The sequence below is a fragment of the Tessaracoccus antarcticus genome (assembly GCF_003688855.1).
In the GTDB taxonomy this organism is placed as follows: domain Bacteria; phylum Actinomycetota; class Actinomycetes; order Propionibacteriales; family Propionibacteriaceae; genus Arachnia; species Arachnia antarctica.
Genome location: NZ_REFW01000001.1, coordinates 1,010,301 through 1,036,216 on the forward strand (window position 1 = coordinate 1,010,301; position 25,916 = coordinate 1,036,216).

A 25,916-nucleotide genomic window follows, 5' to 3' on the forward strand; every position below is an offset into this window, starting at 1 on the left:
ACGCGATGGACGACGCGGATGATCAGCGCACGTCAATCATGAAGGTCTCGAAGTCGCCGACGGCCTTGTCCGTGAGGTCGTCGGTGAAGAGGTCGTCCAGAACCTCAGGGGAGACGGTGAAGACCCGCACGCCGATGTCGGTGAGGGTCACCAGGTGCTTCGCCGACTTGATGGACGCGGCCATGATCATGGGACCGGTGCCGTCCTGGGGGATGGCGCGGATCATGTGCGTGATCTCCTCGGTGCCGTCCAGACCGGCGCGGAACATGCGGTTGAAGTACGGCGCGATGTACTTCACGCCCAGGGCCGATCCGATCAGCGCCTGCTTGGCGGAGTAGACGGCCGTGAGGAGCACCGGGACGTCCTGGTCCCGCAGCCTCGAGATGGTCTGGGCGCCCACGCGGGTGCAGGGAACCTTGATGGTGGCCGACGGCGCGATCTCGCGGATCTCCATGGCCGATCGGTACTGATCCTCCACAGTGGGTCCCCACGCCTGGAAGCAGACCTCGCGGGCACCTGCGTCCCGCGCCCAGTTGTAGATGTCCTTGATGTCCGAGATGTGTCGCGACGCTTCACGCATCAGCTGTGGATTGGTGGTGACGCCGGAGAACATGCCGATGTTCAACCATGGTTCGCAGGCGGCACGGTCCGCGGAATCGATGAAGAAGCGGATGTCGTCCGACGGTGTGGATGCGGGGATCTGTGACGTTCGGCCGGGTCCGGTGCTGCGATTCAAGGTCATGGCCATTTCTAGCACGCCGTCGCCGCGCCGCTACGGCGGCCCGGCAGTCACCGTTCGTGTCAGCGGTGCTGCGCCACCCCGCGGGCGACCCGTCGGAACCGGGTCTCGTCCAGCACGGCACCGATGCGACGGACGCTGCCCGGGTCGATGCGGATGATGCGGTTGAGCCGAACCTCGCTGGGGCGGCCCTCCCGGTCCCACGCTCCGGTGCCGATGTCCTCCCAGTACCGGCCCGCACGCGACTCCTGGGCGGCGTCGAGGTCGTGGTCCTGGGAGGTGACCTGCAGGACCAGCAACCACGGGCCGTCGCGCCCGATCACCAGGACGGGGCGGTCCTTGCCCTGCGTGTGGTCCTCCTCGTAGGGGACCCACGTCCACACGATCTCCCCGGGGTCGGCGAGGTCGTCGTCGAAGGGTGCGTAGGAGATGGTGGGGCTGCCGGTGAAGTCGCCGGGGTAGGCGCCGCCCCCGCCACCGCCACGACCGGTGCGCCGTTGCGGCTCCCGGAACGTGGCGGTTCTCGAGTGGGCGCGTGGGGGGCGTGCGTTGCTGGAGCGGATGACCTGGCGCAGGAGTCGGAGCCCGGCGTCGATGATGCTGCTGGTGGATGCCATGGTGTGTCCTCAGCGGAAGCGGGGCAGACGCCCGTAGAAGATGCGCTCGGGGCGGCGGTAGGGGGCGTGTCCTGCGCTGCGGAACGCGGCGAATTCGCGGAAGAACCGCGTCATGCGGGGGAGGAACAGGCACGCGGTTCCCACCAGTGCCGGCACTGCGGCCAGGAGTCCCCACCAGCTGAGCACGGCGGTCAGGGCGCCGGTGAGGGCCACTGCCACCAGCGCCGCCCACCGTGACCAGCGCCAGCCGTTCCACGCCTGGAATCCGGCGACACCGCAGGCGGCGGCGACGATCGCGGCGATCACCGCGAGGGCGCCTTCCAGTGTCAGGGCCAGCCACTTCCCGGGGGGCGGTGCCGCCCACTCGATGAGCCTGGCGGAGGCGGGGTAGGTCTCGGGGTGCACGGCGGCCCACCAGTGCAGGCCGTAGGCGACGGCGACCCCGGCGGCCGCCACCTGGAACACCACGAGGGCCACCAGTGCGGCGGCGGGCCGTAGCGGCTCGCCGGTGCGTGGACTCGGGACGATGTCCGCCCTGAGCACCTGCAGGGGCGGCAGCGTCTCGATCTGCTTGGGCCGGGAAGCCGTGGTGTCGCGCGGGTCAGCGGGATTGGTCATGTCACCTCCGGCCGCCCAGCGTAGCCGTGCGGGGTGGCGTCGGTCCCCTTTCCACGGTGGGCGTGCCTCCCGCAGCCAACGCAACAGCGTGGTCTCCACCATGGATCGAAGGCAAATGATGGTGTATCGTCAGAGTATCGAAAGCAGTTCGTAAGCAAAGGTGCCGAATACGTGACGATCGATCGTGGTGAGCGGGAAGAAGCAATTCTCTCCCGTCTCGCAGAGGAGGGCGGCCTGACGGTCACGTCGCTGGCCACCGATCTGGGCGTTTCCGAGGTCACCATCCGCACAGACCTGAGATCACTCGAGGACCAGGGAATGCTCGTTCGCACCCGGGGTGGTGCGCGTCCCAGCACCCTCAAGCACATCCTGCAGCGCCAGAAGATCAACGTCGAGGCCAAGGAGCGCATCGCCGCCGCGGCAGCCGGTCTCGTGACGGATGACGACACGGTCATGATCGAGGCAGGCACCACCACCGCCCTCATCGTGCGGTTTCTGGCAGGGCGTCGGGGCGTGCAGATCGTGACCAACTCGACGCTGGTCTTCAGCAATGCCCGTCTCAATCCCGCGCTCAACATCATCCTCACCGGGGGCGTGTTCCGACGGGACTCCGAATCGCTCGTGGGGCCCATCGCGGAACGCTCGATCGGGGACTTCAACACCCGCATCGCCTTCCTCGGGACCGACGGGTTCTCCCCCGAGAGGGGACTCACCACACGGTTCGTCGAGGGTGGCCAGGTGGCCACCATGATGCGCGACCGCGCCGAGGAGACCTGGCTCGTCGCTGACTCCAGCAAGTTCGGCCAGGCCGGATTCGTCACCTTCCTGCCACTCGCCGGTATCACGGGGATCATCACCGATTCCCTGATCTCCGACGAAGCGGCCCAATCGTTGAACGAACACACGCAACTGCGCGTCGTCTAGGAGGAATCAATGGCAACAGTGGTCGTCATGCCGCAGCTCGGCAACAGCGTCGAGTCCTGTCTCATCGTGTCATGGGCCGTGAGTGAGGGCGACGTCGTCGCCGAGAACTCCGTGCTCTGCGAGGTGGAGACGGACAAGGCATCCATGGAGGTGCCGTCCCCCGCGGCCGGCACCGTCCTGAAGGTTCTGTGGGCGGAGGGTGACGACGTCCCCGTCAAGGACCCGCTCCTCGTGCTCGGCGAACCCGGCGAGGACCCGGGTCCAGCGCTGCAGGTGGCCGGTGCCGCGGGCCACGGTCCCACCACCGAGGTGGACACCCCGGCGCGGCCCTCGGGTGAGGCCTCCTACGAGGAGACCGACCACGCAGGAGACTCGCAGGATGCACCCGTCGAGACGCTGGAGGTTGCCGACCCGGCCGGTGACCAGTCGGCCGTGGGCGGTCCCGCCGACACGACGGTCCCCGGCTACGGCTCAAGCCCCCGAGCGCGCACCCTTGCCGCGTCCACGTCCGTGGACGTGCGCGACATCGGGAGCGGCACCGGACCCCGCGGTCGTGTGATTGAGCGTGACGTCCAGGCGGTGCTCGCGGCAGGGCCCACCACCCGTGCGGCGGCCAGGGCTGGCGGCTCGGGACGCAGCGACGTGGTGGGGACCGGCATCGGCGGTCGTGCAACAGCGGCCGACGTGCGGACCACCCGCACCGCGGTGAGCGCACCCCCCGTCAGTGACGACGGCGACATGGGTCCCAGCACCACCACGCCGCTAAGGGGCATCCGCAAGGTGATCGCCAGTCGCATGATGAACTCGCTGGCCTCCAGTGCCCAGCTCACCTACACCACCACCGCCGGCGCGCAGGGCCTGCTCGACCTCCGCAAACGGTTGAAGACCTCCGATCCGTCCTTCGGGCTGAATGCTGTGACCATCGGTGACCTCGTCGGCTTCGCGGCCGCCCGCACTGCCGCCCGTCACACCTCGCACAACGCCCACCTGGTCGACGGCGTCCTCACGGAGTTCGAACGGGTCCACATGGGATTCGCCTGCGACACCCCCCGCGGACTGCTCGTGCCGACGGTCCGCAACGCCTCACTCATGGGGCTCGCCGAGTTCTCACAAGCCAGCAAGCAACTCGCCGCTGACGCCATCGGCGGCACCATCGCCCCCGACCTGCTGCAGGGCGCCACCTTCACGGTGTCCAACCTGGGCGGCCTCGGCATCGAGAGCTTCACCCCGCTGCTCAACGTCCCCCAGACCGCCATCCTGGGCGTCGACGCCATCTTCCCCCGCGCCGTCATCCACGCCGACGGCACCGCCGGGGCCGAGCAGCGCATCGGGCTGTCGCTCACCGCGGACCACCGGGTCATCGACGGCGCCGACGCAGCACGCTTCCTGTCCGACCTCGTGGCCTTCCTCGAGGCCATCGACATCGCAGTGCTGGCCTGAGGGGGGTGCGCACATGAGTGAGTTCGACGTCATCATCCTGGGCGGCGGCCCCGGCGGCTACATCGCCGCCGAACGCCTCGGTCATGCCGGGCAGAAGGTCCTCCTCGTGGAGGCCGTGGCACTGGGCGGCACCTGCCTCAACGTGGGCTGCATCCCCACCAAGACACTGTTGAACGCGGCCAAGACGTTCCACCACGCCCAACACGGCGCCCAGTACGGCGTCGACGGGGGAAGCGTCAGCTTCGACTGGGAGCGCATGCAGACATGGAAGGCCGAGGTGGTCGGCAAGCTCGTGGCCGGCGTCGGCGTCACCCAGAAGCGGGCCGGCGTCACCGTCATCAACGGGCACGGCACGCTGATGGGGCCCGGCCGGGTCAGCGTCAACGGTGAGACCCACACCTCCCGGCACGTGATCCTGGCGACGGGGTCCGAGCCGGTCATGCCACCCATCCCCGGCACCGGGGGCAACCCCCACCTGGTCGATTCGACGGGGCTGCTGGCACTGGAGGCCGTCCCGGAGCGGCTCACCGTCATCGGTGGGGGCGTCATCGGGGTGGAGTTCGCCAGCCTGTTCTCGATGCTGGGGACACACGTCACCGTCATCGAGATGCTGCCGGAGATCGTCCCGTTCATGGACGCCGGCATCGCGCCCATGCTCCGTGAGGCACTCACCGGCATCGACTTCCGCCTGGGGTGCCGGGTCACCGGCCTCGACGGTGGCACCGTCGCCTTCACCACGGCCGAGGGCGCCGCAGAGACCATCGATGGCGACGTCGTACTCATGGCCGTGGGTCGTCGCCCCGTGGTGCGGGGCTGGGGTGCAGAGGACACCGGACTGGAATTCTCCGACCGCGGCATCGTCGTGGACGACCGGCTGCGCACCAACCTGCCGAATGTCTGGGCCATTGGTGACGTCACCGGCCGCAGCCTGCTGGCCCACACTGCCTACCGGATGGGAGAAGTGGCAGCGGCCAACATCCTCCACCCCGAGGCCCACCGCCGCGGCGAGACCATGCGGTGGAACACCGTGCCGTGGGCGGTGTACTCCAACCCGGAGGCAGCCGGTGTCGGCATGACCGAGCAACAGGCCACGCAAGCAGGACACACGACACTCAGCGCCACCGTCCCCGGCTACATGTCCGGCCGCTTCGTGGCGGAGAACGGATTCCGTGCACCCGGCGGCGCGAAGGTCATCGTCGACGCCGACACCCTCCAGGTGCTGGGCATCCACGTGCTCGGCTCCTACGCCGCCGAAATGATCTGGGGTGCCTGCGCGGTGCTCGAGACCGAACTTGATCTGCACGACCTGCGCCAGGTCGTCATCCCCCACCCCACCGTCAGCGAACTCATCCGAGAGGCGGCCTGGGCCATCAAGGCCTGAGGACGCCCGCGAACTGGAGAAGAAAGAACACCATGCCCCGTTCACTCATCGTCGACCCCATCACCGTCCGGGCGAAGGCCACCATCAAGACGCCGGACATTCCCGTCAACGCGTACGAACCCGACTTCGCAGCCGAGCTGGAACGCCACGGCAAGGACGGCCTCGTCGACATCCTGCACGACATGATCGCCGTCCGGCAGTTCGAGACCATGCTGAACTCCATCAAGACCACCGGTGCGTGGAACGGGGTGGAGTACGACCACCGTGGCCCTGCGCACCTGTCCATCGGTCAGGAGTCCGCCGTCGTCGGGCAGGCGTCGCAGCTGGAGCCCACCGACTTCATCTTCGGGTCCCACCGCAGTCACGGCGAGATCCTCGCCAAGTGCTTCTCCGCGGCACGCAAGCTCGCCCCCTCCGGTCTCGAATCCATCATGAAGGGCTTCCTCGACGGCGAGACCCTGTCCTTCGCGGAGCAGATCAGCAACGACGGACTGGCCGACGTGGCGGAGAACTTCATCCTGTACGGCACCGTCGCCGAGACGTTCGCCCGCAAGGCCGGTTTCAACCGGGGCCTCGGCGGCTCCATGCACGCCTTCTTCTCACCGTTCGGGTCCATGCCCAACAACGCCATCGTGGGCGGCTCGGCGGACATCGCCACCGGTTCGGCGCTGTTCAAGCTGGTCAACCGGCAGGAGGGCATCGTCATCGCCAACATCGGTGACGCCTCCATGGGCTGTGGCCCGGTCTGGGAGGCCATGATGTTTGCGGCCATGGACCAGTACCGCACGCTGTGGAACGACGGTGTGCAGGGCAACCCGCCCATCTGGTTCAACTTCTTCAACAACTTCTACGGCATGGGTGGCCAGACCTCCGGCGAGACCATGGGCTACGACATCCTCGCCCGCGTCGGGGCCGGGGTGAACCCGGAGGCCATGCATGCCGAGCGCGTCGATGGTCTCAACCCGCTGGCCGTCGCCGACTCCGTGTGGCGCAAGCGCAAGCTGCTCGAGGCCGGCCGTGGGCCGGTGCTCACGGACACCATCACCTACCGCTTCTCGGGTCATTCACCCTCGGACGCCTCCAGCTACCGCAGCAAGGACGAGGTGGAGATGTGGGAGCAGCACGACGGGCTCAAGAACTACGCCGCCTACCTCGTGGAGAACAAGGTGGTGGGCCAGAGCGAGGTGGATGACATCCGGGCGCGCTTCGACGAGCGGCTCACCAAGATCATCGCCCTGTGCACCAAGGACGAGGAGACCTCGCCGCGCGTCCACATGGACTTCATCGAATCCGTCATGTACTCGAACGGCAACAAGGAGAAAATGGCCGACGGTGAGCCCGAACTGCTGGAGCCGCTGGAGGACAACGCCCGCGTCAAGTCGCTGAAGAACAAGATCCGCACCGCGCTGGACGCCGACGGCAAACCCGTCAGCAAGGCCCGTGCGTTCTCCTACCGTGACGCGCTCTTCGAGGCCATCGCCCACCGGTTCGCCACCGACCCCACCGTGTGCGCCTGGGGCGAGGAGAACCGCGACTGGGGCGGCGCGTTCGCCGTCTACCGCGGCCTCACCGAGCTCCTGCCGCACCACCGCCTGTTCAACTCGCCCATCTCCGAGGCCGCCATCGTCGGCGCCGGCGTCGGCTACGCCCTCTCGGGTGGCCGGGCCATCGTCGAGCTCATGTACTGCGACTTCCTGGGACGTGCAGGCGACGAGATCTTCAACCAGGCAGCCAAGTGGCAGTCCATGTCTGCGGGGCTGCTCGAGATGCCCCTGGTGGTCCGGGTGTCGGTGGGCAGCAAGTACGGTGCCCAGCACTCCCAGGACTGGGCCGCCCTGTGCGCGCACATGCCCGGGTTGAAGGTGTACTACCCGGCCACACCCTACGACGCGAAGGGCATGATGAACCTCGCCCTGCGCGGCACCGACCCCGTGATCTTCTTCGAGTCGCAGCTGCTCTACGACCGTGCCGAGGAGTTCGAGGCCGACGGCGTCCCACAGGGGTACTACGAGGTGCCCGAGGGCCAGCCCGTGGTGCGCCGGGAGGGGACCGACCTGACCATCGGCGTCCTGGGCGCCACCCTCTACCGGGTGATGGAGGCCGCCGAGACCCTCGAGAAGGAGCACGGCATCTCCACCGAGGTCATCGATCTGCGGTTCGTGGCGCCACTTGATCTGGGTCCCATCGTCCTGTCGGTGAAGAAGACCGGGCGGTTGCTGCTGACCTCCGATGCCGTCGACCGCGGCTCGTTCCTGCACAACGTCGCCTCAGGGGTCTCCACGCTCGCGTTCGACCACCTCGACGCGCCCGTCACGGTGGTGGGTTCGCGCAACACCATCACGCCGGCCGCCGAGTTGGAGAAGGAGTTCTTCCCGCAGCCGAACTGGCTCATCGACGCCATCCACGAGCGGATCCTCCCGCTGAAGAACTACACCCCCACCACGAACCAGACCGAGTCCGAACTGGCACGTCGTTCCCGGGAAGGGGTGTGAGCGTGACGATCGAGGTGGTCAACGACCCGGGCGCGACGCCGGATGACCGGGTCGGTGCGCTGCGTCGCTGGGTGGATGCCGGCAACGACTTCCCGCCCCTGACGCTGGAGTCGAACAACCACATCCACACCATCTACAGCTTCAGCCCCTACACACCCGCCATGGCGTGCCTGCGGGGCCGGGAGGCGGGGCTGCAGGTGGTGGGGTCCGTGGACCACGACTCCGTGGCCGCAGCCGCGGAGATGCGTGACGCCGGCTCCATCCTCGGAATGGGCGTGGTGACGGGCTTCGAGTGCCGGGTGATGCTCCACTCCGCAGAGGAAGTGGAGCAGGGGCGCGCCCCCTTCGCGGACCGCAAGGTGAACAACCCGGACTCCGAGGGTGTCGCCTACATGACGGTCCAGGCCATCCCGGCCCGTTCACGCCAGGCGGCAGAGGACTTCCTGCGTCCCATCCGTGCGGCACGGCTGGAGCGCACCCGCCGCATGACCGAGGGTGCCAACAAGATCCTCGCGGCACTCGGGGCGCCGACCATGGACTTCGAGTCCGACGTCGTCGGCATCTCCCAGTTCGCCTCCGGCGGCACGATTACCGAGCGGCACCTGCTCTACGCCATGTCGGAGGCGCTCATCGCCTGCTTCGGGCGCGGCGACGCCCTCGTGGAGGGGCTCCAGAAGATGGGCGTCGGGATCCCCGGACCGCTGCGGGCCGTGCTCGCGGACCCGGGGAACCTGTTCCTGCCGCACGACCTCCTGGGCCTGCTCAAGGCGGAATACCTCGAGCGCTTCTACATCCAGCCCGAGCGGATGGTCCACGGTGGGGAACTGCCGGATGCACGCACGGTGGTGGAGTTCGCGCTCCGCATCGGCGCCATCCCCTGCTACGCCTACCTGGGCGACGTGTCGGCCTCGCCGACCGGTGACAAGCGAGCCGAAGCGTTCGAGGACTCCTACCTCGACGAACTCGTCGCGTACCTGCGCAACCTGGGGTTCCCGGCCATCACGTTCATGCCGCCCCGCAACACGGCGGCGCAGCTGGGGCGCATCTCCGCGCTGGCCGATGCCCACGACATGATCCAGGTCTCCGGTGTCGACATCAACCAGCCCCGGCAGGTGTTCTCCTGTCCCGAGCTGGCCGAACCCCGCTTCGCCCACCTGGGCGACTCCACGTGGGCGCTGGTGGCGCACGAGGTGCTCTCGGATGCCGACCCGCGACGCGGGTTGCTGCACCCCGAGAACCCCATGGCGGACCTCCCGTTGTCCGAGCGAATCTCGGCCTACGGAGAACTGGGCCGCCAGCTCGTTTCCGACAAGGGAGCCACCCCATGAGAACCGACGACCTGCTGGTGCTGCTGCGCGGTGTCCTGCTGGATGCCCATGCCACCCCGGTGGTGCTCACCCCCGCCACGTCGGAGCCGAGCATCACCATCGACGTGGACGCCTCTGACGCGGCGGAGGCCGCGCAGCTCCTGCGCGATGCCCTCCCCGCGGGGCTGACGCTGCCCGCCGTTGTCTGCCTGACCAGTGGCGAGGATCGGGTCACAGTGACGGCACGGCACCTTCCCGGTGCGGTGCCCGTGCCCGATCCTCGGGATGGAGCGGCCGGGAGTGCCGCATCCAGGGCTGGCGTCGTCGCGGGGCGGGTTGCGCTCGTCACCGGTGGCGCCCAGGGCTTCGGCGAGGGAATCGTCAGGGCGCTGCACGCCTCCGGCGCCTGGGTGTTCATCGCCGACCTCAACCTCGACGGCGCCACAGCGCTCGCGAAGGAGTTGGGGGAGCGGGCCACCGCCGTGGGCTGCAACGTGGCCGACGAGGACTCCGTCGCGCACCTGGCGGCCACCATCGTGGCCACCTGCGGCGGGATTGACCTCGTGGTCTCCAACGCCGGCATCGCCCGCGCCGGCTCCGTCCTCGAGCAGGACCTCGCGGCCTTCGCGCTGAGCACTGACGTCAACTACACGGCGTTCTTCCTCGTGACGAAACACCTCGGGCGGGTGCTGCGCCTGCAGAATGTCGCGGCGCCGGACTGGGCCACCGACATCATCCAGATCAACTCCAAGTCCGGACTCGTCGGCTCCAACCGCAACGGTGCGTACGCAGGCAGCAAGTTCGGTGGCATCGGGCTGGTCCAGAGCTTCGCCCTGGAACTGGTGGAGAGCCGCATCAAGGTCAACGCCATCTGCCCCGGTAACTTCTTCGACGGACCGCTCTGGTCCGACCCTGTCAACGGGCTGTTCGTCCAGTACCTGCGCTCGGGCAAGGTCCCCGGCGCCACAGAAGTAGAAGAGGTCAGGGCGTTCTACGAGTCCAAGGTCCCCATGGGGCGGGGGGCGCTGGGCGCCGACGTCATGCGAGCCCTCTACTACATCGTCGAGCAGGCCTACGAGACAGGCCAGGCCGTCCCCGTCACGGGCGGCCAAGTCATGTTGAGCAGCTGAAACCCACACCATCGAGAGGGACAACCGTGAGCCACGGATCACAGACCCAGCACGCCATCCAGTTCACCGGGGTGGGGGAGATCGTCCACAACGACGCCAAGCCCATTGACCCGGTGGGCCCGCACCAGATGATGCTGCAGGTGGAGGCCTGCGGGATCTGCTTCAGCGACACCAAGCTGCTGAAGGCCTTCGACTCCCACCCCCGCAAGGCGGCGGTGGTCAGCGGCATCGACCCCGACGCCCTGGCGCAGATCCCCGGATACAAGCCGGGTGCCGCCCCCACGGTGCCGGGACACGAACCCGTGGGTCGCATCGTCGAGGTGGGGGACCAGGTGACGCACTTCCGGGTGGGTGACCGGGTGCTGGTCCAGGCGGACTGGAAGCACCTGCGCACCGCAACGTCCAACGGCGCATTCGGGTACAACTTCGAGGGTGCCCTGCAGGAGTTCGTCGTCATCGACGAGCGGTGCGTGGTCTCGCCCTCGGGTGAGGAGTTCCTCATCCACGTCACCGACGGGCCGTCGGCGGCAGCGGTCGCCCTCATCGAGCCCTGGGCCACGGTCGAGGGGTCCTACGCATGGCGCGAACGCAACCACGTCCTGGCCGGTGGCCGCATGCTGGTGGTCTCCGACGGCGAGGTCCACGGACTCGACGACCTGACCCGCGGCAACGAACCGGCGGAGATGGTCCGACTGTCGTCTCGTGAGGTTGCCGACGCGGATGGGGAGCCCTTCGACGACATCATCTACTTCGGACACGACGCGGCCGTCGTCGAGGTGCTGGCGCCGCGACTCGGCACCCGGGCCGTGCTGTGCGTCGTGCTGGGCGGCGGGCGACTGGAACGCAAGGTTGCCCTGGACATCGGGCGGGTGCACTACGACTTCATCCGGTTCTGTGGCACCACGGGCAATGACCCGGCCGCGGGCTACGCCTGGATCCCGGAGACGGGCGAGCTGCGCGAGGGGGACCGGGTGGCCATCATCGGTGCCGCCGGCCCCATGGGCCAGATGCACACCATGCGTGCCGTCACCTCGGAGATCCCCGGCATCACCGTGGCCGGCACGGACCTCAGTGATGACCGCTTGGCGCACCTGCAGGCCGTCGTCGGGCCGGTCGCCGAAGCCAGGGGCGTGCCGCTGGAGATCATCAACTCCGGATCAACGCAGCTGCAGCCCGGATACACCCACCTCAGCTGCATGGTCCCCGTGGCGGCGCTGGTGAGTCAGGCCGTCGACCTCGCCGGGGAGGGCGCCATCGTCAACGCCTTCGCAGGGATCCCGGCGGGCACTCTGGGGGAGTTTGACCTCCAGGGGATCCTCGAGCGGCGCATCTTCATGCTGGGCACCTCGGGATCCGACGTCTCCGACATGCGCACCGTGCTCGACAAGATCGAGCGGGGGATCATCGACACCCACATCTCGCTCGACGCGGTGTGTGGCATGGCCGGTTTCCAGGACGCCATCGATGCGGTGATCAACCGCACCTCCGGCGGCAAGATCATGGTCTACCCGAGCCTGCCCGACCTGCCGCTGACCCGTCTCGTGGACATGCCCGATTCCCTGCCGCACGTCGCGGCGCTCCTGGAGCGCGGGGTGTGGACCAAGGCCGCAGAGGAAGCACTCCTCGCTCCACGGTGACGGTGGTGCTGCCCGACAACTCAGGGGACCCGACCGACCTGCTGCCGGGGCGCAGCAGGCCGGTCGGATCCTTGCCGCCCGCAAGCCGTCACCCACGCCCTCGAGTGCCACAGGGCCCTCTCGCCCGCGGGTGAACACCCCGCGAAAGTGACATTTTGGTAACGAAGAGTCGCAAGTGCACCCAGCAGTGCTAGCGTTAACATTCTGAGGCCTCGGCGCATGGACGCTCCGACCTCGCTGTACGAAGGAGTACGTATGGCCAAGCTGTTGGAACTGAAGAACATCAGTAAAACTTTTCCCGGGGTCAAGGCGCTGCAGAACGTGGACCTGGACCTGGAGGCGGGCGAGGTGCTGGGCCTGTGCGGCGAGAACGGTGCCGGCAAGTCCACCCTCATGAAGATCCTGACCGGCATCTACACGGCCGACCCGGGTGGCGAGATCTGGCTCGAAGGCAAGCGGGTGGAGGTCTCCGGGGTGAACCACGCCCGCGATCTGGGCCTGTCGATCATCCACCAGGAACTCAACATGGTGCCGGACCTCACGGTGGCGCAGAACCTGTTCCTGGGGCGCCCCGGAAGCCACTCGTCGGGCTGGGTCAACGACCGCAAACTCAACAAGGACGCATCAGAGCTCTTCGAGCGCCTCGGCATGAACGTCGACCCGAAAGCGCTCATCTCGACCCTGTCCGTGGCACGCCAGCAAATGGTGGAGATCGCCCGGGCGCTGTCGTACAACTCCCGGATCCTCGTGATGGACGAGCCCACCGCGGCCCTGACCATCGCTGAGACCGAGGCGCTGTACACGATGATCCGTGACTTCGTGAAGCCCGAAACCGGCCTGATCTACATCTCGCACCGGATGCCGGAGATCGAGGAGATCACCGACAGGGTCTCCGTCCTCCGCGACGGCCAGTTCATCGGGACGGTGGTGACCAAGGACGTGGCGATGCGCGAGATCATCTCCATGATGGTGGGCCGCGAGGTCTCCGCAGAGGCGCGACCCCGCACCAAGCCGCTGTCGGATGAGGTGGTGCTGCGGGTCAGCAACCTCAGCACCAAGAAGCTGCTCCGCAACATCAACTTCGAGCTCAGGCGCGGCGAGATCCTGGGATTCGCAGGCCTCATGGGCGCCGGGCGCACCGAGGTGGCACGCTGCATCTTCGGCGCCGACCCGCGGGTCACCGGTGACATCGAGATGCACGGCAAGAAGGTGTCCAACAAGACGGCGGCCGACGCGGTCCGCAACGGCATGGGGTACCTGTCGGAGGACCGCAAACAGTTCGGGCTCCTGCTGGAGCAGGACGTCAAGGCCAACTGTGTGATGGCGGCAATGAAGGACTTCAACATCGGAGGGTTCATCCTCGACGGGAAGATCCGCACCGTGGGCCAGGAGTACTCCGACAAGCTCAGGGTGAAGACCCCGTCGGTCAACCAGTTGCTGGGGAAGCTCTCAGGTGGCAACCAGCAGAAGGTCGTCATCGCCAAGTGGCTCGTGCGCAACTGCGACATCCTCATTTTCGACGAACCGACGCGAGGCATCGACGTGGGCGCCAAGGAGGAAATCTACGGGCTGCTCGAGCAGCTGTGCGGGCAGGGCAAGGGGATCATCATGATCTCCTCCGAACTGCCCGAGGTGCTGAGGATGTCGAACCGGATCGCCGTCATGGCGCACGGCCACATCACGGGGGTCCTCGAGAACGAGGACGCCAACCAGGAAAAAATCATGGAGCTTGCCACGGTCGGCAAAGCACAACTGAGCGGAGACGCAGCATGAGCAACACCCTCAAGCCCGACCACGACACTTCTGTGGTCCCCCACGACGTCGAGATGGGCTCGGAGGCGCAGGAGGGGCGTGCGGGTTCCGTGGCGAGCAGTCCCTCCGGTCTTTCGCGCTTCGTCAGGTCGTCACTGCAACAGGTGTTCGTGTTCGCGGCGCTGATCGCCGTCTACGTCTTCTTCCTGGTGGTGGCCCCCAACTTCGGCTCACCCAACGTGCTCACCGACATCCTCCTGCAGTCCTCCACCATCGGTGTGCTGGCGCTCGGCGCGACTTTCGTGATCGCCACCGGCGGCATCGACCTCTCCGTCGGTACCGGCATGACGCTGTGCGCTGTCATGGCGGGCATTTTCCTCGGCGCCGACTACATGAACCTGCCCATGGGGCTCGGACTGCTGCTGACCCTGCTGGTGGGAGCCTTCATCGGACTCATCAACGGCTTCAACATCGCCATTCTGGGATTGCCGCCCTTCATCGCCACCCTGGCCATGATGATGATCGCCCGCGGTCTGGCCCTGATCATTTCCAAGGCGCAGTCGATCAAGATCGCCAACCCCGACTACATCGCGCTGTCGAACGGACGCATACTTCCGTTCGTCTCCAACGCGGCGCTCATCTTTGTTCTCCTGACCATCGTGGCCGCTGTCATGTTGTCCAAGACGATCCTCGGCCGGTACTCACTCGCGATCGGCTCCAACGAGGAGGCCACCCGGCTCTCCGGCATCAACGTGAAGTTCTGGCTCATCCTCGTGTACGTGACGGCCGGCATCTTCATGGCGATGGGTGCAGTCCTGTACTCCGCGCGCTTCGGCTTCGTCCAGCCCGCTGAGGGGCTCGGGTTCGAGTTGCAGGTCATCGCAGCGGTGGTCATCGGCGGTACCTCGCTGGCCGGCGGCCGCGCCAACATCATCGGCACCCTGGTGGGTGCCCTCCTGATGAACACACTCAACACCGGTCTGCAGATGATGGGCCTCGCCCAGCAGTGGCAGCTCGTCGTGGTGGGTGTGGTCGTCCTCATCGCGGTCTTCGCCGACAACGTCCGACGGAGCCGCGCCGCGGCGGTGTGACACCTGCCGCACACATCCACAACTGAATCGCTCATCGGGGGGGAAGTGCCATCGCTTTCCCGTCAACACGCACCAAGGGGAAGCGATGTCGCTTCACCCCAACGAAAGGAAAGAGATGCGTCTCTTGCGTTCCGCCATCGCAGTCTCATCACTGCTGGCGCTCGGCCTCACAGCCTGTTCCACATCCACACCCACCACAACCCCCATGGACAGCGCGTCCCCCATGGACAGCGCGTCCCCCATGGACAGCGCGTCCCCCATGGACAGCGCATCCCCCATGGAAAGCACCTCCGGCGAGCCGATGGGTGAGGTCACCAAGGGTGACGGCACCAAGACCATCTACCTGGTGTCCAAGGGCTTCCAGCACCGCTTCTGGCAGGCGGTGAAGGAGGGGGCACAGCAGGCAGGCACCGAGTTCAACTACAAGGTCGAGTTCGTGGGCCCGGACAACGAGCAGCAGGTCACGCAGCAGCTCGACATGCTGAAGACGGCACTGAACAGCAAGCCTGCCGCCATCGGCTTCGCGGCGCTGGACTCCGGCGCGGCCAGCCCCGTGCTGGACCAGATCAAGGCCGCCAACATCCCCATCATCGCCTTCGACTCCGGTGTGGATTCGGACATTCCGCTGACCACAGTCCAGACGGACAACAGGGCTGCGGCCGCTGAGGCTGCCAAGCACATGGCGGAACTCGTCGGCGACAAGGGAACCGTCGGGCTCGTCTGCCACGACCAGACCTCCCAGACCGGCATCCAGCGCTGTGAGGGATTCCAGGAGTGGATGAAGGAGAACGCACCCGATGTCAAGGTGCTTGACCCCCAGTACGCAGGTGAAGTGGGCCTTGCCGCCAACACCGCCAAGGCCATGATCCAGGCCAACCCGGACATGGTGGGCATCTACGGCACCAACGAGGCAGCCGCCATCGGCGCACTCCAGGGTGTCACGGAGTCGGGCAAGAAACTGACCCTCGTCGGCTTCGACTCGGGCAAGGCCCAGCTCGACGCCATTGGCTCCGGCGTTGAGGCCGGCGCCATCACCCAGTCCCCCGTCAAGATGGGCTACGAAACCGTCAAGGCCGCCATCATGGCCGTCGATGGTCAGGAACTGCCGAAGATCATTGACTCCGGCTTCGCCTGGTACGACAAGACCAACATGGAAGACCCGGACATCAAGTCCAACCTCTACGAGTGAGTCCCGGCCCCTCGGGGCCGACCCACGGGGTCAGTGGCGCCGCCGGGATTCCCGTCGGCGCCCCTGGCCACCACCCTCTGCGGCGCACGACAGTGGCCGCAGAGCCCCGCAGTACCCCAGTACCCACAATCCACAATTCCAAGGTGTGATCAGCAACCATGACGAACTATCCCAGGATCGGTATCCGGCCCATCATTGATGGCCGTCGACGCGGTGTCCGCGAAAGCCTCGAGGACCAGACCATGGACATGGCCAGGCGCGTCGCGGCACTGTATGAGTCCGAACTGCGCTACCCCGACGGCACGCCGGTGCAGTGCGTGATTGCCGACACCACCATCGGCGGCGTCGCGGAGGCGCAGGCAACGGCCACCAAGTTCCGTCGTGAGAACGTGGGACTGACGCTGAGCGTCACACCCTGCTGGTGCTACGGCACCGAGACCATCGACATGGACCGCACCATGCCGCATGCCATCTGGGGGTTCAACGGGTCCGAGCGTCCCGGCGCCGTCTACCTGGCGGCCGCCCTGGCCGGGCACGCCCAACTCGGCATCCCCGCCTTCGGTATTTACGGCGAGGACGTGCAGGACGCCGACGATGACAGCATCCCCGACGCCGTGCGCCAGCGACTGCTGGACTACGCCACGTGCGGGCTCGCCGTCGCCCAGATGAAGGGCACGGCCTACCTGGCCATCGGTTCGGTCTGCATGGGCATCGCGGGCTCCGTGGTCAGCGACAGCTTCTGGGGCAAATACCTGGGTATGCGCAACGAGTACGTGGACATGTCCGAGGTCAGCCGCCGCGTCGACAACGAGATCTACGACAAGGACGAGTACGCCAAGGCCTACGCCTGGATCCGTGACAACTTCACCCAGGGCGAGGACTTCAACCCCGAGCAGAACCAGTTCCCGGAGCGGCACGAGGAGTGGTGGCAGTACGTCACCAAGATGACGCTCATCGGCCGTGACCTCATGGTGGGCAACCCGAAGCTTGCCGAGGCAGGTTGGGGCGAGGAGGCGATGGGCCACGGCGCCCTCGCCGCCGGTTTCCAGGGCCAGCGGCAATGGACCGACGGCAAGCCCAACGGCGACGTCATGGAGACGGTCCTGAACACCCAGTTCGACTGGAACGGCACGAGGGCCCCCTACATCCTGGCCACGGAGAACGACGCCCTCAACGGGGCTTCGATGCTGTTCAACCATCTCCTGACCAACAGGGCTCAGATCTTCTCCGACGTCCGCACGTACTGGAGCCCCGACGCCGTCAAGCGCGTCACGGGGCACACGCTGGAGGGCAAGGCGGCCAATGGTTTCCTTGACCTCCGCAACTCCGGCTCCACCACGTTGGACGGCACCTTCGCCGCCCAGGAAGACGGCAAGCCCACCATCAAGCAGTGGTGGGACCTCACAGCAGTGGACTGCCAGGCGCAACTGGATGCCACCACGTTCCACCCGGCCAACGTCGAGTACTTCCCCGGCGGAGGCTTCTCCACCCACTTCCGCTCCGCGGGTGAGGTGCCCGTCACCATGACGCGCATCAACCTCGTCGACGGTCTGGGCCCGGTCATCCAGATCGCCGAGGGCTGGACCGTGGAACTGCCCGACGAGGTGGCCACCACCATCGAGGACCGCACGGACCGTGCATGGCCCACCACGTGGTTCGTCCCGAACCTGACGGGCGAGGGCGTGTTCCGCAACGTGTACGAGGTCATGAACGCCTGGGGTGCCAACCACGGCGCCATCAGCTACGGCCACATCGGTGCGCGCCTCATCACGCTGGCATCCATGCTCCGCATTCCGGTGAACATGCACAACGTGCCGTCCGAGCAGGTCTTCAGGCCCAAGAACTGGTTGGGCTTCGGCACGGCCGACGCCGAGGGTGCCGACTACAGGGCCTGTGCCCAGTTCGGTCCGTTGTACGGCTGACAGAATGTGCCCCGGGTGGCGGCGACGTCGCTTCCCGGGGTGCTTCCGCACTGCAAGCACCGAGACACCCCTACGCGAGGATGGAGGAGACGTGGGAAGCCATGTCACCGCACTGGCCGTGGACCTGGGGTCCTCGTCGGGCCGGATCACAGCTGGAACTCTCCAGGGCGGCAAGGTGTCGCAGGTGGAGGTGCACCGCTTCACGCACGGCGCCGCCATGGCGGACGGGCACCTGGCCTGGGACCTCGATCTCATCTGGCGTGAAGTGGTCGCCGGCCTGACCGAGGCCGTGGCGCAGTTTCCTCACGCCAGCAGCGTCTCGGTGGACACCTGGGGTGTCGACTGGGTGCCGTTGGATGCGGAAGGCCAACGCCTGGGCGCGGGACGCGCCTACCGGGACGAGCGCACAGAGCGCACGCTGGCGGCCTTCCGTCGACGTCTGCCCGATGAACGTGCATGGGAACTCACGGGCATAGCGCCCGCCACCATCAACTCCGCCAACCAGATGTTTGCCTTCCTCACCGAGGAACCCGGGCTGGCTGAGCGAACCGACCAGATCCTTTTCCTCCCCGACCACTTCACACACCTGCTGTCGGGGGAGCGGCGATGGTCCCGCTCCATTGCCTCCACTGCCGGGCTCTGCAACCCGGGTGCCACGGACTGGGCTGAGGACGTGTTCGACGCGCTGGAGGTCCCTCGAAGGTGGGTGGGTGAGCTCACCCACGAACACGACGAGGTGGGTCCCTGCATCGTCGCGGGGCTCGAGCAGCTGCGCGTGGTGCGTGCGGGGGCACACGACACGGCCTGCGCCGTCCATGCGCTGCCGCGCGACGAGGCCACGGATTCCTACTTCCTGTCCTGTGGGTCGTGGTCGGTGCTGGGGGTTGCGCGCGACGAGCCGCTGCTGACTCCGCAGGCGCACGCGCTGGGACTGACCAACGAGGCCCGCGGCGACCGGGGCGTGCGGCCACTGTTCAACATCACGGGCCTGTGGATCCTGCAGGAATGCCAGCGGCAGTGGGGTGCCGAGGGCAGGGACGCCGACATCGTGAGCCTTGTGAAGGCGGCGACCAGGGCCGAATCGCTGGGGCTGCTCATCGACCCCGACGAGCCACAGTTTGCGGCACCCGGTGACATGGTGGCACGCGTCACCGTGGCCCTGTCCCAGCAGGGTGCACCGTTCGACGTGTCGCAGGGGCAGGTGGTGCGCGCCATCCTTGAGTCGCTGGCCCACCGGTACGCCCGTGGCGTCGCGGACCTGGCCGACCTCACCGGGACCAGGGCCACGCAGCTCAACATGACAGCGGGCGGTTCGAGGAACCCGCTGTTGTGCCAGCTCACCGCCGACGCGCTGCAGGTGCCCGTCATCGCGGGTCCCGCGGAGGCCTCCACACTGGGCTCGCTGCTGGCGCAGTTCGAGATCACCGGCCATCTCGACCCCCAGGACCGCAACCACGTCATCGCCCGTTCGGCCCAGACCATCAGGTACGCGCCATGACCACCACCAGCACTACCACCACGAACGAGCGACCCAGCCTCGCTGACGTCGCCAAACTGGCGGGGGTCTCCAGCCAGACCGTTTCCCGGGTGGTGCGCGGGGCCGACGTGGTCGCGAAGGACACACGGGAAAGGGTGCTGGCCATCGTGGCGGAGCTCGGATACCAGCCCAACCTGGCTGCCCGTTCCCTCTCGCAGCGCCGCACCGGCGTGGTGCACGTCGTCAACGCCACACCGCTGTTCCACGGCCACGCCCGTACATTCCTCGAAGTGGTGGGAGCCCTCGGAGAGCTCGACCTCCACACGTCGATGTCGGTGCTGCCCTTCGGGGAGGACCTGACGCTCAACCGGCTCATCCCCATGGGTGTCGACGGCGTGGTCATCCTGGGCGGGCACAGCCGCTCCAGCCAGTGGGCCGAGGTGGCGGAAACCCGTGTGCCCGTCGTGTTCGTGGGCCAGCGCGTCGGCCTTCCGCCCACCGTGTCCAGCGTGGGGGTGGACCAGGCTCACGGCGCACTGCTCGCGACCCGACACCTCATCGAGCAGGGCCGGACGAAACTGATGCACATCTGCGGGCCGCGCGACTGGTTGGACGCCGAGGAGCGGCGCAACGGTTTCGTGGAGGCCTGCGACGAGGCGGGGATTGCGTTCGAGAAGATCTCCAGCCCCACCTGGGATGCGCAATCCGCCTACGACGCGACCAGCAGTCTGCCCCCCGGCATTGACGGCGTCTTCGCCAGCAACGACCACCTGGCCCTCGGTCTCCTGCGCCGCCTCCATGAAAATGGCGTCACCGTCCCCGAGGACATCTCCGTGATCGGCTTCGACGACGCGGATGGTTCGGACTGCTTCTGGCCACCCCTGTCCACCGTGCGCCAGCCGTTCCGGGCGGTGGGCCACGCCGCCGTGGCCCAGCTCACCCGCCTCATGGATGGCGGCTCCCCGGAGCACTCCCTCATTCAACCCGAACTGATCGTTCGGGGAAGCTCGAAAGGACACACATGATCCACGGACCGATGATCCACCCGCCGCTGTTGCGCGCCCTCGCAGGGGCGGGCCACGGTGCGAAGATCCTGATCGCCGACTCCAACTACCCGCACGAGACGTGGGCCAACCCGCGCAGCACCGTCGTTTTCCTGAACCTGGCGCCCGGACTCGTCAATGCCATGGACGTACTGGAGGTGCTGAAGAAGACGATCCCTCTGGAAGCGGCTGCCGTGATGCTCCCGGCCGAGGAGGATGGCCACATCGACGTGCCCATCCATGATGAGTTCCGCGCTGCGTTGCCCGACATTGAGGTGACGGGGATCCGACGCTGGGACTTCTATCCGGAGGCGGGGTCGAACGACGTCGCCGTCGTCATCGCCACCGGCGAGGCACGCATCTACGCCAACCTGCTGTTGACCATTGGTGTGCGTCACCCCGACGAACACCCCTGATCTGCCCGCGGCTGGGCCGGTTCAGCGATGGCTGGTGTCGTCGGCGCCCTCACCGCAGTCGATGAGTTGGGGTGGCGCGGCGACGGCGCAGTGGCTGGCGATCACCTGCGGGTGCGGGTGCGGTGACGTGTGGATCCGGGCGACGTCCCTGAGGGCTTCCCCCGGCTCCCCGGGCGTGTGTCCGGCCTCGTCGAGTGCGTGGTTGGAGATGCTGATGGCAGCGATGGCGGCCCCCACCAGCAGGACGGCAACGGCCCCCCACATGGCACGGTCGAACCCCGCGTTGAACGCCTCGGGGCGGGTGTAGTCGTCGCCACCGAGACCCGCGAAGGCGGGCAGCACGGCGATGGCCAGGAGCCCCGCGGCGCGGGCCACGGCGTTGTTGACGCCGGAGGCGAGGCCGGCGCGATCCACGGGCGCCGACGACAGGGCCGTGGCGGTCAGCGGTGCCACCATGATGGCCAGGCCCAGGCCGAACACGGCCACGCCCGGGAGGACGTCGGCCACGTACGAGGCGTCCGGGCCGATGCGCAACATCAGCACCAGCCCCAGCGCGCACACCGCCGGCCCGACGCTCATCTGCAGGCGCGGGCCGATCCGGTACGCCAGCGCGCCGGAGGCCGACGACAGCGCCAACATGATGAAGGTGATGGGGAGGATGGACACCCCGGCGGCCAGGGGGCTGAAGCCGCTGACCACCTGCAGTTGGATGATGAGCAGGAAGAACACCGCGCCGAAGCCGCCGTAGACGGTGAACGTCACCAGGTTGGCGGCGGTGAACTGGCGGGAGCGGAAGATGTCGAGGGGCACCATGGGGCTCGTGCTGCGCCACTCCACCACGCCGAAGGCGACACCCGCGGCCACCCCCAGCACCAACGCGCCCAGCACGGGCAGTGCCGTGATGCCCTGGGACGGCTGCTCCAGCAGTCCGTAGGTGATCCCGCCCAGCGCCACGACGCCGAGGGCGGCACCCGCGATGTCCAGACGGGGCGCTGCCGCCGGGTCCCGCGACTCGGGGACGTAGCGCAGCGCCAGGAACACCACGAGGGCCGCCACGGGGGCGTTGATGAGGAACACCCATCGCCAGGATGCGTGTTCGACGAGCCAGCCGCCGAGGAAGGGGCCGATGGCGGTGGCGACCCCGCTGAGGCCGGACCACGCCCCGATGGCCTTGGCACGGTCACCGGGGGCGAAGGTCGCCTGGAGGATGGCCAGGCTGCCGGGGGTCAGGAGTGCCCCGCCGATGCCCTGCAGGGTGCGGGCGGCGATGAGGGTCCCGATGCCGGGTGCCAGCCCGCACAGCATGGACGCGGCCGCGAACCACACGACCCCCACGATGAACATTCTGCGGCGCCCGAACCTGTCGGCCAGGGAGCCGCCCAGGAGGATGAAGGCCGCAAGTGTCAGCGTGTAGGCGGTAACGGTCCACTGGAGGCCCGTGAACCCGGCCCCCAACGACCCGCCAATGGCGGGAAGTGCCACGTTGACCACGGTGGCGTCGATGCCCGCAAGCCCGGAGCCGAGGATGGACACCAGAAGGATCCATCGGCCTGCTGCTGAGCCCATCGCGACGGTTCCCAGGGCGGGCAGCGGAGTCCCTCCACGGCGTGACGGAGTTCCCACAGGAACCATCTCCTCCCGGGAGCGGGCCGCGGTTGCGCGGACACTATTGACAGATGATAGGCCCGGGCCGGGAGTGTTCCGCAGCCTGCCCGCAGCGGGGCTCCGCGGTCAGGAGTGCCGCGGAGGCGCTGCGGCTACGCGCCCGGGGACAGGTGCGTCGCTGCCAGATCCGCGAGCAGCAGCGCGCCGTCGGCCACCACCGCGTCGTCGAAGCGGGCGTAGGCGGAGTGGTTGAACGGCGCGGTGGCGGGGTCGAGGTCGGCGGGGCAGGCGGACAGGCCGATGAAGCAGCCCGGCACCTCTTCGAGGATGCGGGAGAAGTCCTCGGCGCCGGCCAGGGGGGCTTTCCACCGCAGGTGGCGGTCCTCGCCGAACAGTCGTGTGGCGGTCTCGGCCACGAGGTCCGCGTGGTCTGCGTCGTTCACGGTGACGGGGTACTGCTCGAGGAGGTCGTAGTGTGCCGTGACGCCGTGCGCCGCGGCGATGCCGTCGACCATCTTCGGCAACTCGGCCAGCAGTGTGGTGTGGGCGGCGTCGGAGAACGTGCGCAGGGTGGCGTCGAAGCTGCCCTCTTCGGGGATGACGTTGGCGATGGTGCCCGCCGACAGGCGGCCCACCGTGACCACGACGGGGTCGAAGACGTCGAAGCCACGTGTCACGAGCGAGTGGGTGGCCGTGACCATTTCTGCGAGTGCGGGGACGGGGTCCTTCGCCAGGTGCGGTGCCGAGCCGTGCCCGCCGCGCCCCACCACCCTGACGCGTGCCACGTCGGAGGATGCCATGACCGGCCCCGGCTTCGTGGAGAACGTGCCGAGCGGGTCCAGCGAGGACCAGACGTGGATGGCGTAGGCGGCCGTGGGGCGGGGGCCGGCGATGTCGAGGAGGCCCTCCTCGAGCATGTAGCGGCAGCCGTCGACGCCCTCCTCTCCGGGCTGGAACATGAAGATGACGTCGCCGGCGAGGTCGTCCTTCATCTCGCACAGCGCACGTGCCGCCCCCACGAGCAGGCTCATGTGGAGGTCGTGGCCGCAGGCGTGCATGTTGCCGTTCGTGGAGGCGTAGTCCAGGCCGGTCAGCTCCTCCACGGGGAGGGCGTCCATGTCGCCGCGCAGCAGGACGACGTCGCGCTTGCCCTCGCTCTGCCTGCCGCCGCGGAGGATGCCGACGACGCTGCTGACACTCTTGCCGAGCGTGATCTCCAGGGGGAGGCCGTCGAGGGCCTGGAGGATGCGTGCCTGGGTCTGGGGCAGGTCGAGGCCCACCTCGGGGATCTGGTGCAGGTCGCGGCGCAGGGCCACGAGTTCGCCGTTGATGCTCTGGAGAAAGTCCTGTGTAGTCACGGCCCCAGTCTGGCATGCCGGCCCGACCGGCACCCCGAGCCGGCCGTTCCTCCCGTTCGCTGAGTGCCGCGCATGGGGGAGGGCTGGGGTAGCCGTTTGTGTTCCCTGAGTGCCGTCCATGGAGGACTAATGGCGCTGTATCGAGGGGTCCCCGACGTGTCGGGAGTCCTTCGTCTTGTTGCACGCGAAAGGCGCCGCATCCTCTTGCAGGATGCGGCGCCTTCGACTGGTTCAGATCGTCAGCTGACCATCGTGCCCGTCTTGAGGAAGCGGATGTGCCAGCTCAGGGCCGACTCGAGGTCGTGCGGGGTGTGGAGGCCGTTGGCCACCTTCTCCGCGAGCTTCACGTACTCGCGCAGCGGCTCCTTGAAGCTCGGGTGCGCGCAGTTCTCGATGATGAGCTTCGCGCGCTGGCGGGGAGCCAGGCCACGGAGGTCGGCGAGGCCCTGCTCCGTGATGATCACCGACACGTCGTGCTCGGTGTGGTCGACGTGGTTGACCATGGGCACGATGCAGGAGATCGCACCGCCCTTGGCCGTCGACGGCGTCACGAAGCTGGAGAAGTAGCCGTTGCGGGTGAAGTCTCCGGAGCCGCCGATACCGTTCTGCATCCGCGAGCCCATCACGTGGGTGGAGTTCACGTTGCCGTAGATGTCGGCCTCGATCATGCCGTTGCACGCGATGACACCCATGCGACGGATGGCCTCCGGGTGGTTGGACACGTCCTGGGGGCGCAGGATAATCTTGTCGCGGTAGTCCTTGGCGTTGTTGTTCAGACGCTCGGCAGCCGTGGGGCTCAGCGAGAAGGCAGTGGCGGACGCCACCCTCATCTTGCCGGAGTCCAGCAGATCCACCATGCCGTCCTGGATGACCTCGGTGTAGGAGGTCATGTTCTCGAACGGGCCCTCGAGTAGGCCGGCGAGCACTGCGTTGGCGATGTTGCCCACGCCCGACTGCATCGGCAGCAGGTTCTTCGGCATGCGGCCCTGCTTCACCTCGTTGGACAGGAAGTCCAGCAGGTGGCCGGCGATGGCCTTCGAGTCGTGATCGAGCGGCTTGAACGGGGTGTTGCGGTCGGGGCTGTCCGTCACGATGATCGCAATGATCTTCTCGGGATCCACCTTCAGGGTCAGCTGACCGATGCGGTCCGAGGGCGTGAGGATGGGCAGCGGCACCCGGTTCGGCGGCAGGGCACCGATGGGGTAGTAGATGTCGTGCATCCCGCGGAGTTCCTCGGACTGCCACTCGTTGACCTCGAGGATCACCTTGTCGGCGTAGTCGAGGTAGGTCCGGTTCATGCCCACGGACGAGCTCGGGATGAGTTCGCCGTCCTCCGTGATGGCCGTGACCTCGATGACAGCGAGGTCCATCTTTCCGAGGAAGCCCTGTGACACCTGGGGGCCCATGTGGGAGAGGTGGATGTCGGAGTAGTAGCTGATGCCCTTGTTGATGGCGGAACGCATCTCCGGGTCCGACTGGTAGGGCGCACGGAAGTTGATACCCCCCGTGCGGGCCAGCGCACCGTCGAGTTCGGGTGCAGTGGACGCCCCCGTCAGGACGTTGACCTTGAACTCTTCACCCTGGTGATGCGCGGCGTCGATCCGGCCTGCCAGCGCCTCGGGGAAGTCCTTGGGATATCCCGCTCCGGTGAAACCCGAAAACCCGATGTTCCAGCCATTCCTGACGAGAGCAGCCGCGTCCGGTGCCGACATGACCTTGGAACGCAGTGCTTCGTTGTGAATGCGACCCGACATCTTTCCTCCTTGGAAGATTGCAAT

The 25,916-nt window shown here is 67.5% G+C and carries 20 protein-coding genes; 14 read left to right on the forward strand and 6 right to left on the reverse strand.

All coding sequences use genetic code 11. The features are described from left to right. Positions 1-22: 22 nt before the first annotated feature. Genes EAX62_RS04365 through EAX62_RS04375 form a run of 3 tightly spaced genes read right to left on the reverse strand, consistent with a single transcriptional unit; the run spans position 23 to position 1,974 of the window. Entirely contained in the window at positions 23-742 is a 720-nt protein-coding gene (locus EAX62_RS04365; RefSeq protein ID WP_158600519.1) for a transaldolase family protein, read from the reverse strand. 59 nt (positions 743-801) lie between these two features. After that, complete coding sequence (locus tag EAX62_RS04370) at positions 802-1,356, reverse strand: type II toxin-antitoxin system PemK/MazF family toxin (protein WP_121900395.1); 555 nt, start codon at positions 1,354-1,356, stop codon at positions 802-804. 9 nt (positions 1,357-1,365) lie between these two features. Then, complete coding sequence (locus EAX62_RS04375; RefSeq protein ID WP_121900396.1) at positions 1,366-1,974, reverse strand: hypothetical protein; 609 nt, start codon at positions 1,972-1,974, stop codon at positions 1,366-1,368. A 171-nt stretch (positions 1,975-2,145) separates the two neighbouring features. On the opposite strand from EAX62_RS04375, the gene EAX62_RS04380 reads away from it, so the two are divergent. From EAX62_RS04380 to EAX62_RS04445, 14 genes are all read left to right on the forward strand, one after another. Further along, the gene (locus tag EAX62_RS04380) at positions 2,146-2,898 is read left to right on the forward strand and encodes a DeoR/GlpR family DNA-binding transcription regulator (protein ID WP_121900397.1); all 753 of its coding nucleotides are present in this window, start codon (positions 2,146-2,148) and stop codon (positions 2,896-2,898) included. Between the two features lie 9 nt (positions 2,899-2,907). Further along, complete coding sequence (locus tag EAX62_RS04385; protein WP_121900398.1) at positions 2,908-4,338, forward strand: dihydrolipoamide acetyltransferase family protein; 1,431 nt, start codon at positions 2,908-2,910, stop codon at positions 4,336-4,338. 13 nt (positions 4,339-4,351) lie between these two features. After that, the gene (lpdA, locus tag EAX62_RS04390) at positions 4,352-5,719 is read left to right on the forward strand and encodes a dihydrolipoyl dehydrogenase (protein ID WP_121900399.1); all 1,368 of its coding nucleotides are present in this window, start codon (positions 4,352-4,354) and stop codon (positions 5,717-5,719) included. A gap of 32 nt (positions 5,720-5,751) precedes the next feature. Further along, the gene (locus EAX62_RS04395) at positions 5,752-8,211 is read left to right on the forward strand and encodes an alpha-ketoacid dehydrogenase subunit alpha/beta (RefSeq protein ID WP_121900400.1); all 2,460 of its coding nucleotides are present in this window, start codon (positions 5,752-5,754) and stop codon (positions 8,209-8,211) included. Between the two features lie 2 nt (positions 8,212-8,213). Further along, positions 8,214-9,539: a PHP domain-containing protein gene (locus EAX62_RS04400; protein WP_233557801.1), complete on the forward strand. Its 1,326-nt coding sequence runs from the start codon at positions 8,214-8,216 to the stop codon at positions 9,537-9,539. Beyond that, entirely contained in the window at positions 9,536-10,648 is a 1,113-nt protein-coding gene (locus EAX62_RS04405) for an SDR family NAD(P)-dependent oxidoreductase (protein WP_121900402.1), read from the forward strand. The genes EAX62_RS04400 and EAX62_RS04405 overlap by 4 nt, the downstream gene beginning before the upstream one ends. A 26-nt stretch (positions 10,649-10,674) precedes the next feature. Beyond that, the gene (locus EAX62_RS04410) at positions 10,675-12,285 is read left to right on the forward strand and encodes an alcohol dehydrogenase catalytic domain-containing protein (protein WP_233557802.1); all 1,611 of its coding nucleotides are present in this window, start codon (positions 10,675-10,677) and stop codon (positions 12,283-12,285) included. A 255-nt stretch (positions 12,286-12,540) separates the two neighbouring features. Beyond that, positions 12,541-14,058, forward strand: coding sequence for a sugar ABC transporter ATP-binding protein (locus EAX62_RS04415; protein WP_121900403.1), 1,518 nt, complete (start codon positions 12,541-12,543; stop codon positions 14,056-14,058). Next, positions 14,055-15,128, forward strand: coding sequence for an ABC transporter permease (locus EAX62_RS04420; protein ID WP_233557803.1), 1,074 nt, complete (start codon positions 14,055-14,057; stop codon positions 15,126-15,128). Before EAX62_RS04415 ends, EAX62_RS04420 begins: the two co-directional genes overlap by 4 nt. A 115-nt stretch (positions 15,129-15,243) precedes the next feature. Continuing rightward, positions 15,244-16,317: an ABC transporter substrate-binding protein gene (locus EAX62_RS04425; RefSeq protein WP_121900404.1), complete on the forward strand. Its 1,074-nt coding sequence runs from the start codon at positions 15,244-15,246 to the stop codon at positions 16,315-16,317. 158 nt (positions 16,318-16,475) lie between these two features. Further along, positions 16,476-18,239 (forward strand): L-fucose isomerase, encoded by a 1,764-nt coding sequence (locus tag EAX62_RS04430; RefSeq protein WP_121900405.1) that lies wholly within the window; start codon positions 16,476-16,478, stop codon positions 18,237-18,239. Between the two features lie 91 nt (positions 18,240-18,330). Then, positions 18,331-19,737, forward strand: coding sequence for a rhamnulokinase (locus EAX62_RS04435; RefSeq protein ID WP_233557804.1), 1,407 nt, complete (start codon positions 18,331-18,333; stop codon positions 19,735-19,737). Further along, positions 19,734-20,741 carry a LacI family DNA-binding transcriptional regulator gene (locus EAX62_RS04440; protein WP_121900407.1) on the forward strand — a complete coding sequence of 336 codons (1,008 nt, stop codon included), beginning with the start codon at positions 19,734-19,736 and terminating at the stop codon, positions 20,739-20,741. The genes EAX62_RS04435 and EAX62_RS04440 overlap by 4 nt, the downstream gene beginning before the upstream one ends. Further along, complete coding sequence (locus EAX62_RS04445; RefSeq protein ID WP_121900408.1) at positions 20,738-21,175, forward strand: RbsD/FucU family protein; 438 nt, start codon at positions 20,738-20,740, stop codon at positions 21,173-21,175. The genes EAX62_RS04440 and EAX62_RS04445 overlap by 4 nt, the downstream gene beginning before the upstream one ends. A 21-nt stretch (positions 21,176-21,196) precedes the next feature. Here the strand turns inward: EAX62_RS04445 and EAX62_RS04450 are convergent, their stop codons facing one another. From EAX62_RS04450 to EAX62_RS04460, 3 genes are all read right to left on the reverse strand, one after another. Next, positions 21,197-22,798: an MFS transporter gene (locus EAX62_RS04450; protein WP_233557805.1), complete on the reverse strand. Its 1,602-nt coding sequence runs from the start codon at positions 22,796-22,798 to the stop codon at positions 21,197-21,199. Positions 22,799-22,932: 134 nt separating this feature from the next. Beyond that, positions 22,933-24,138 (reverse strand): M20 metallopeptidase family protein, encoded by a 1,206-nt coding sequence (locus tag EAX62_RS04455; protein WP_233557806.1) that lies wholly within the window; start codon positions 24,136-24,138, stop codon positions 22,933-22,935. A gap of 239 nt (positions 24,139-24,377) precedes the next feature. Beyond that, positions 24,378-25,892: an acetyl-CoA hydrolase/transferase family protein gene (locus EAX62_RS04460; RefSeq protein ID WP_121900411.1), complete on the reverse strand. Its 1,515-nt coding sequence runs from the start codon at positions 25,890-25,892 to the stop codon at positions 24,378-24,380. Positions 25,893-25,916: the final 24 nt, after the last annotated feature.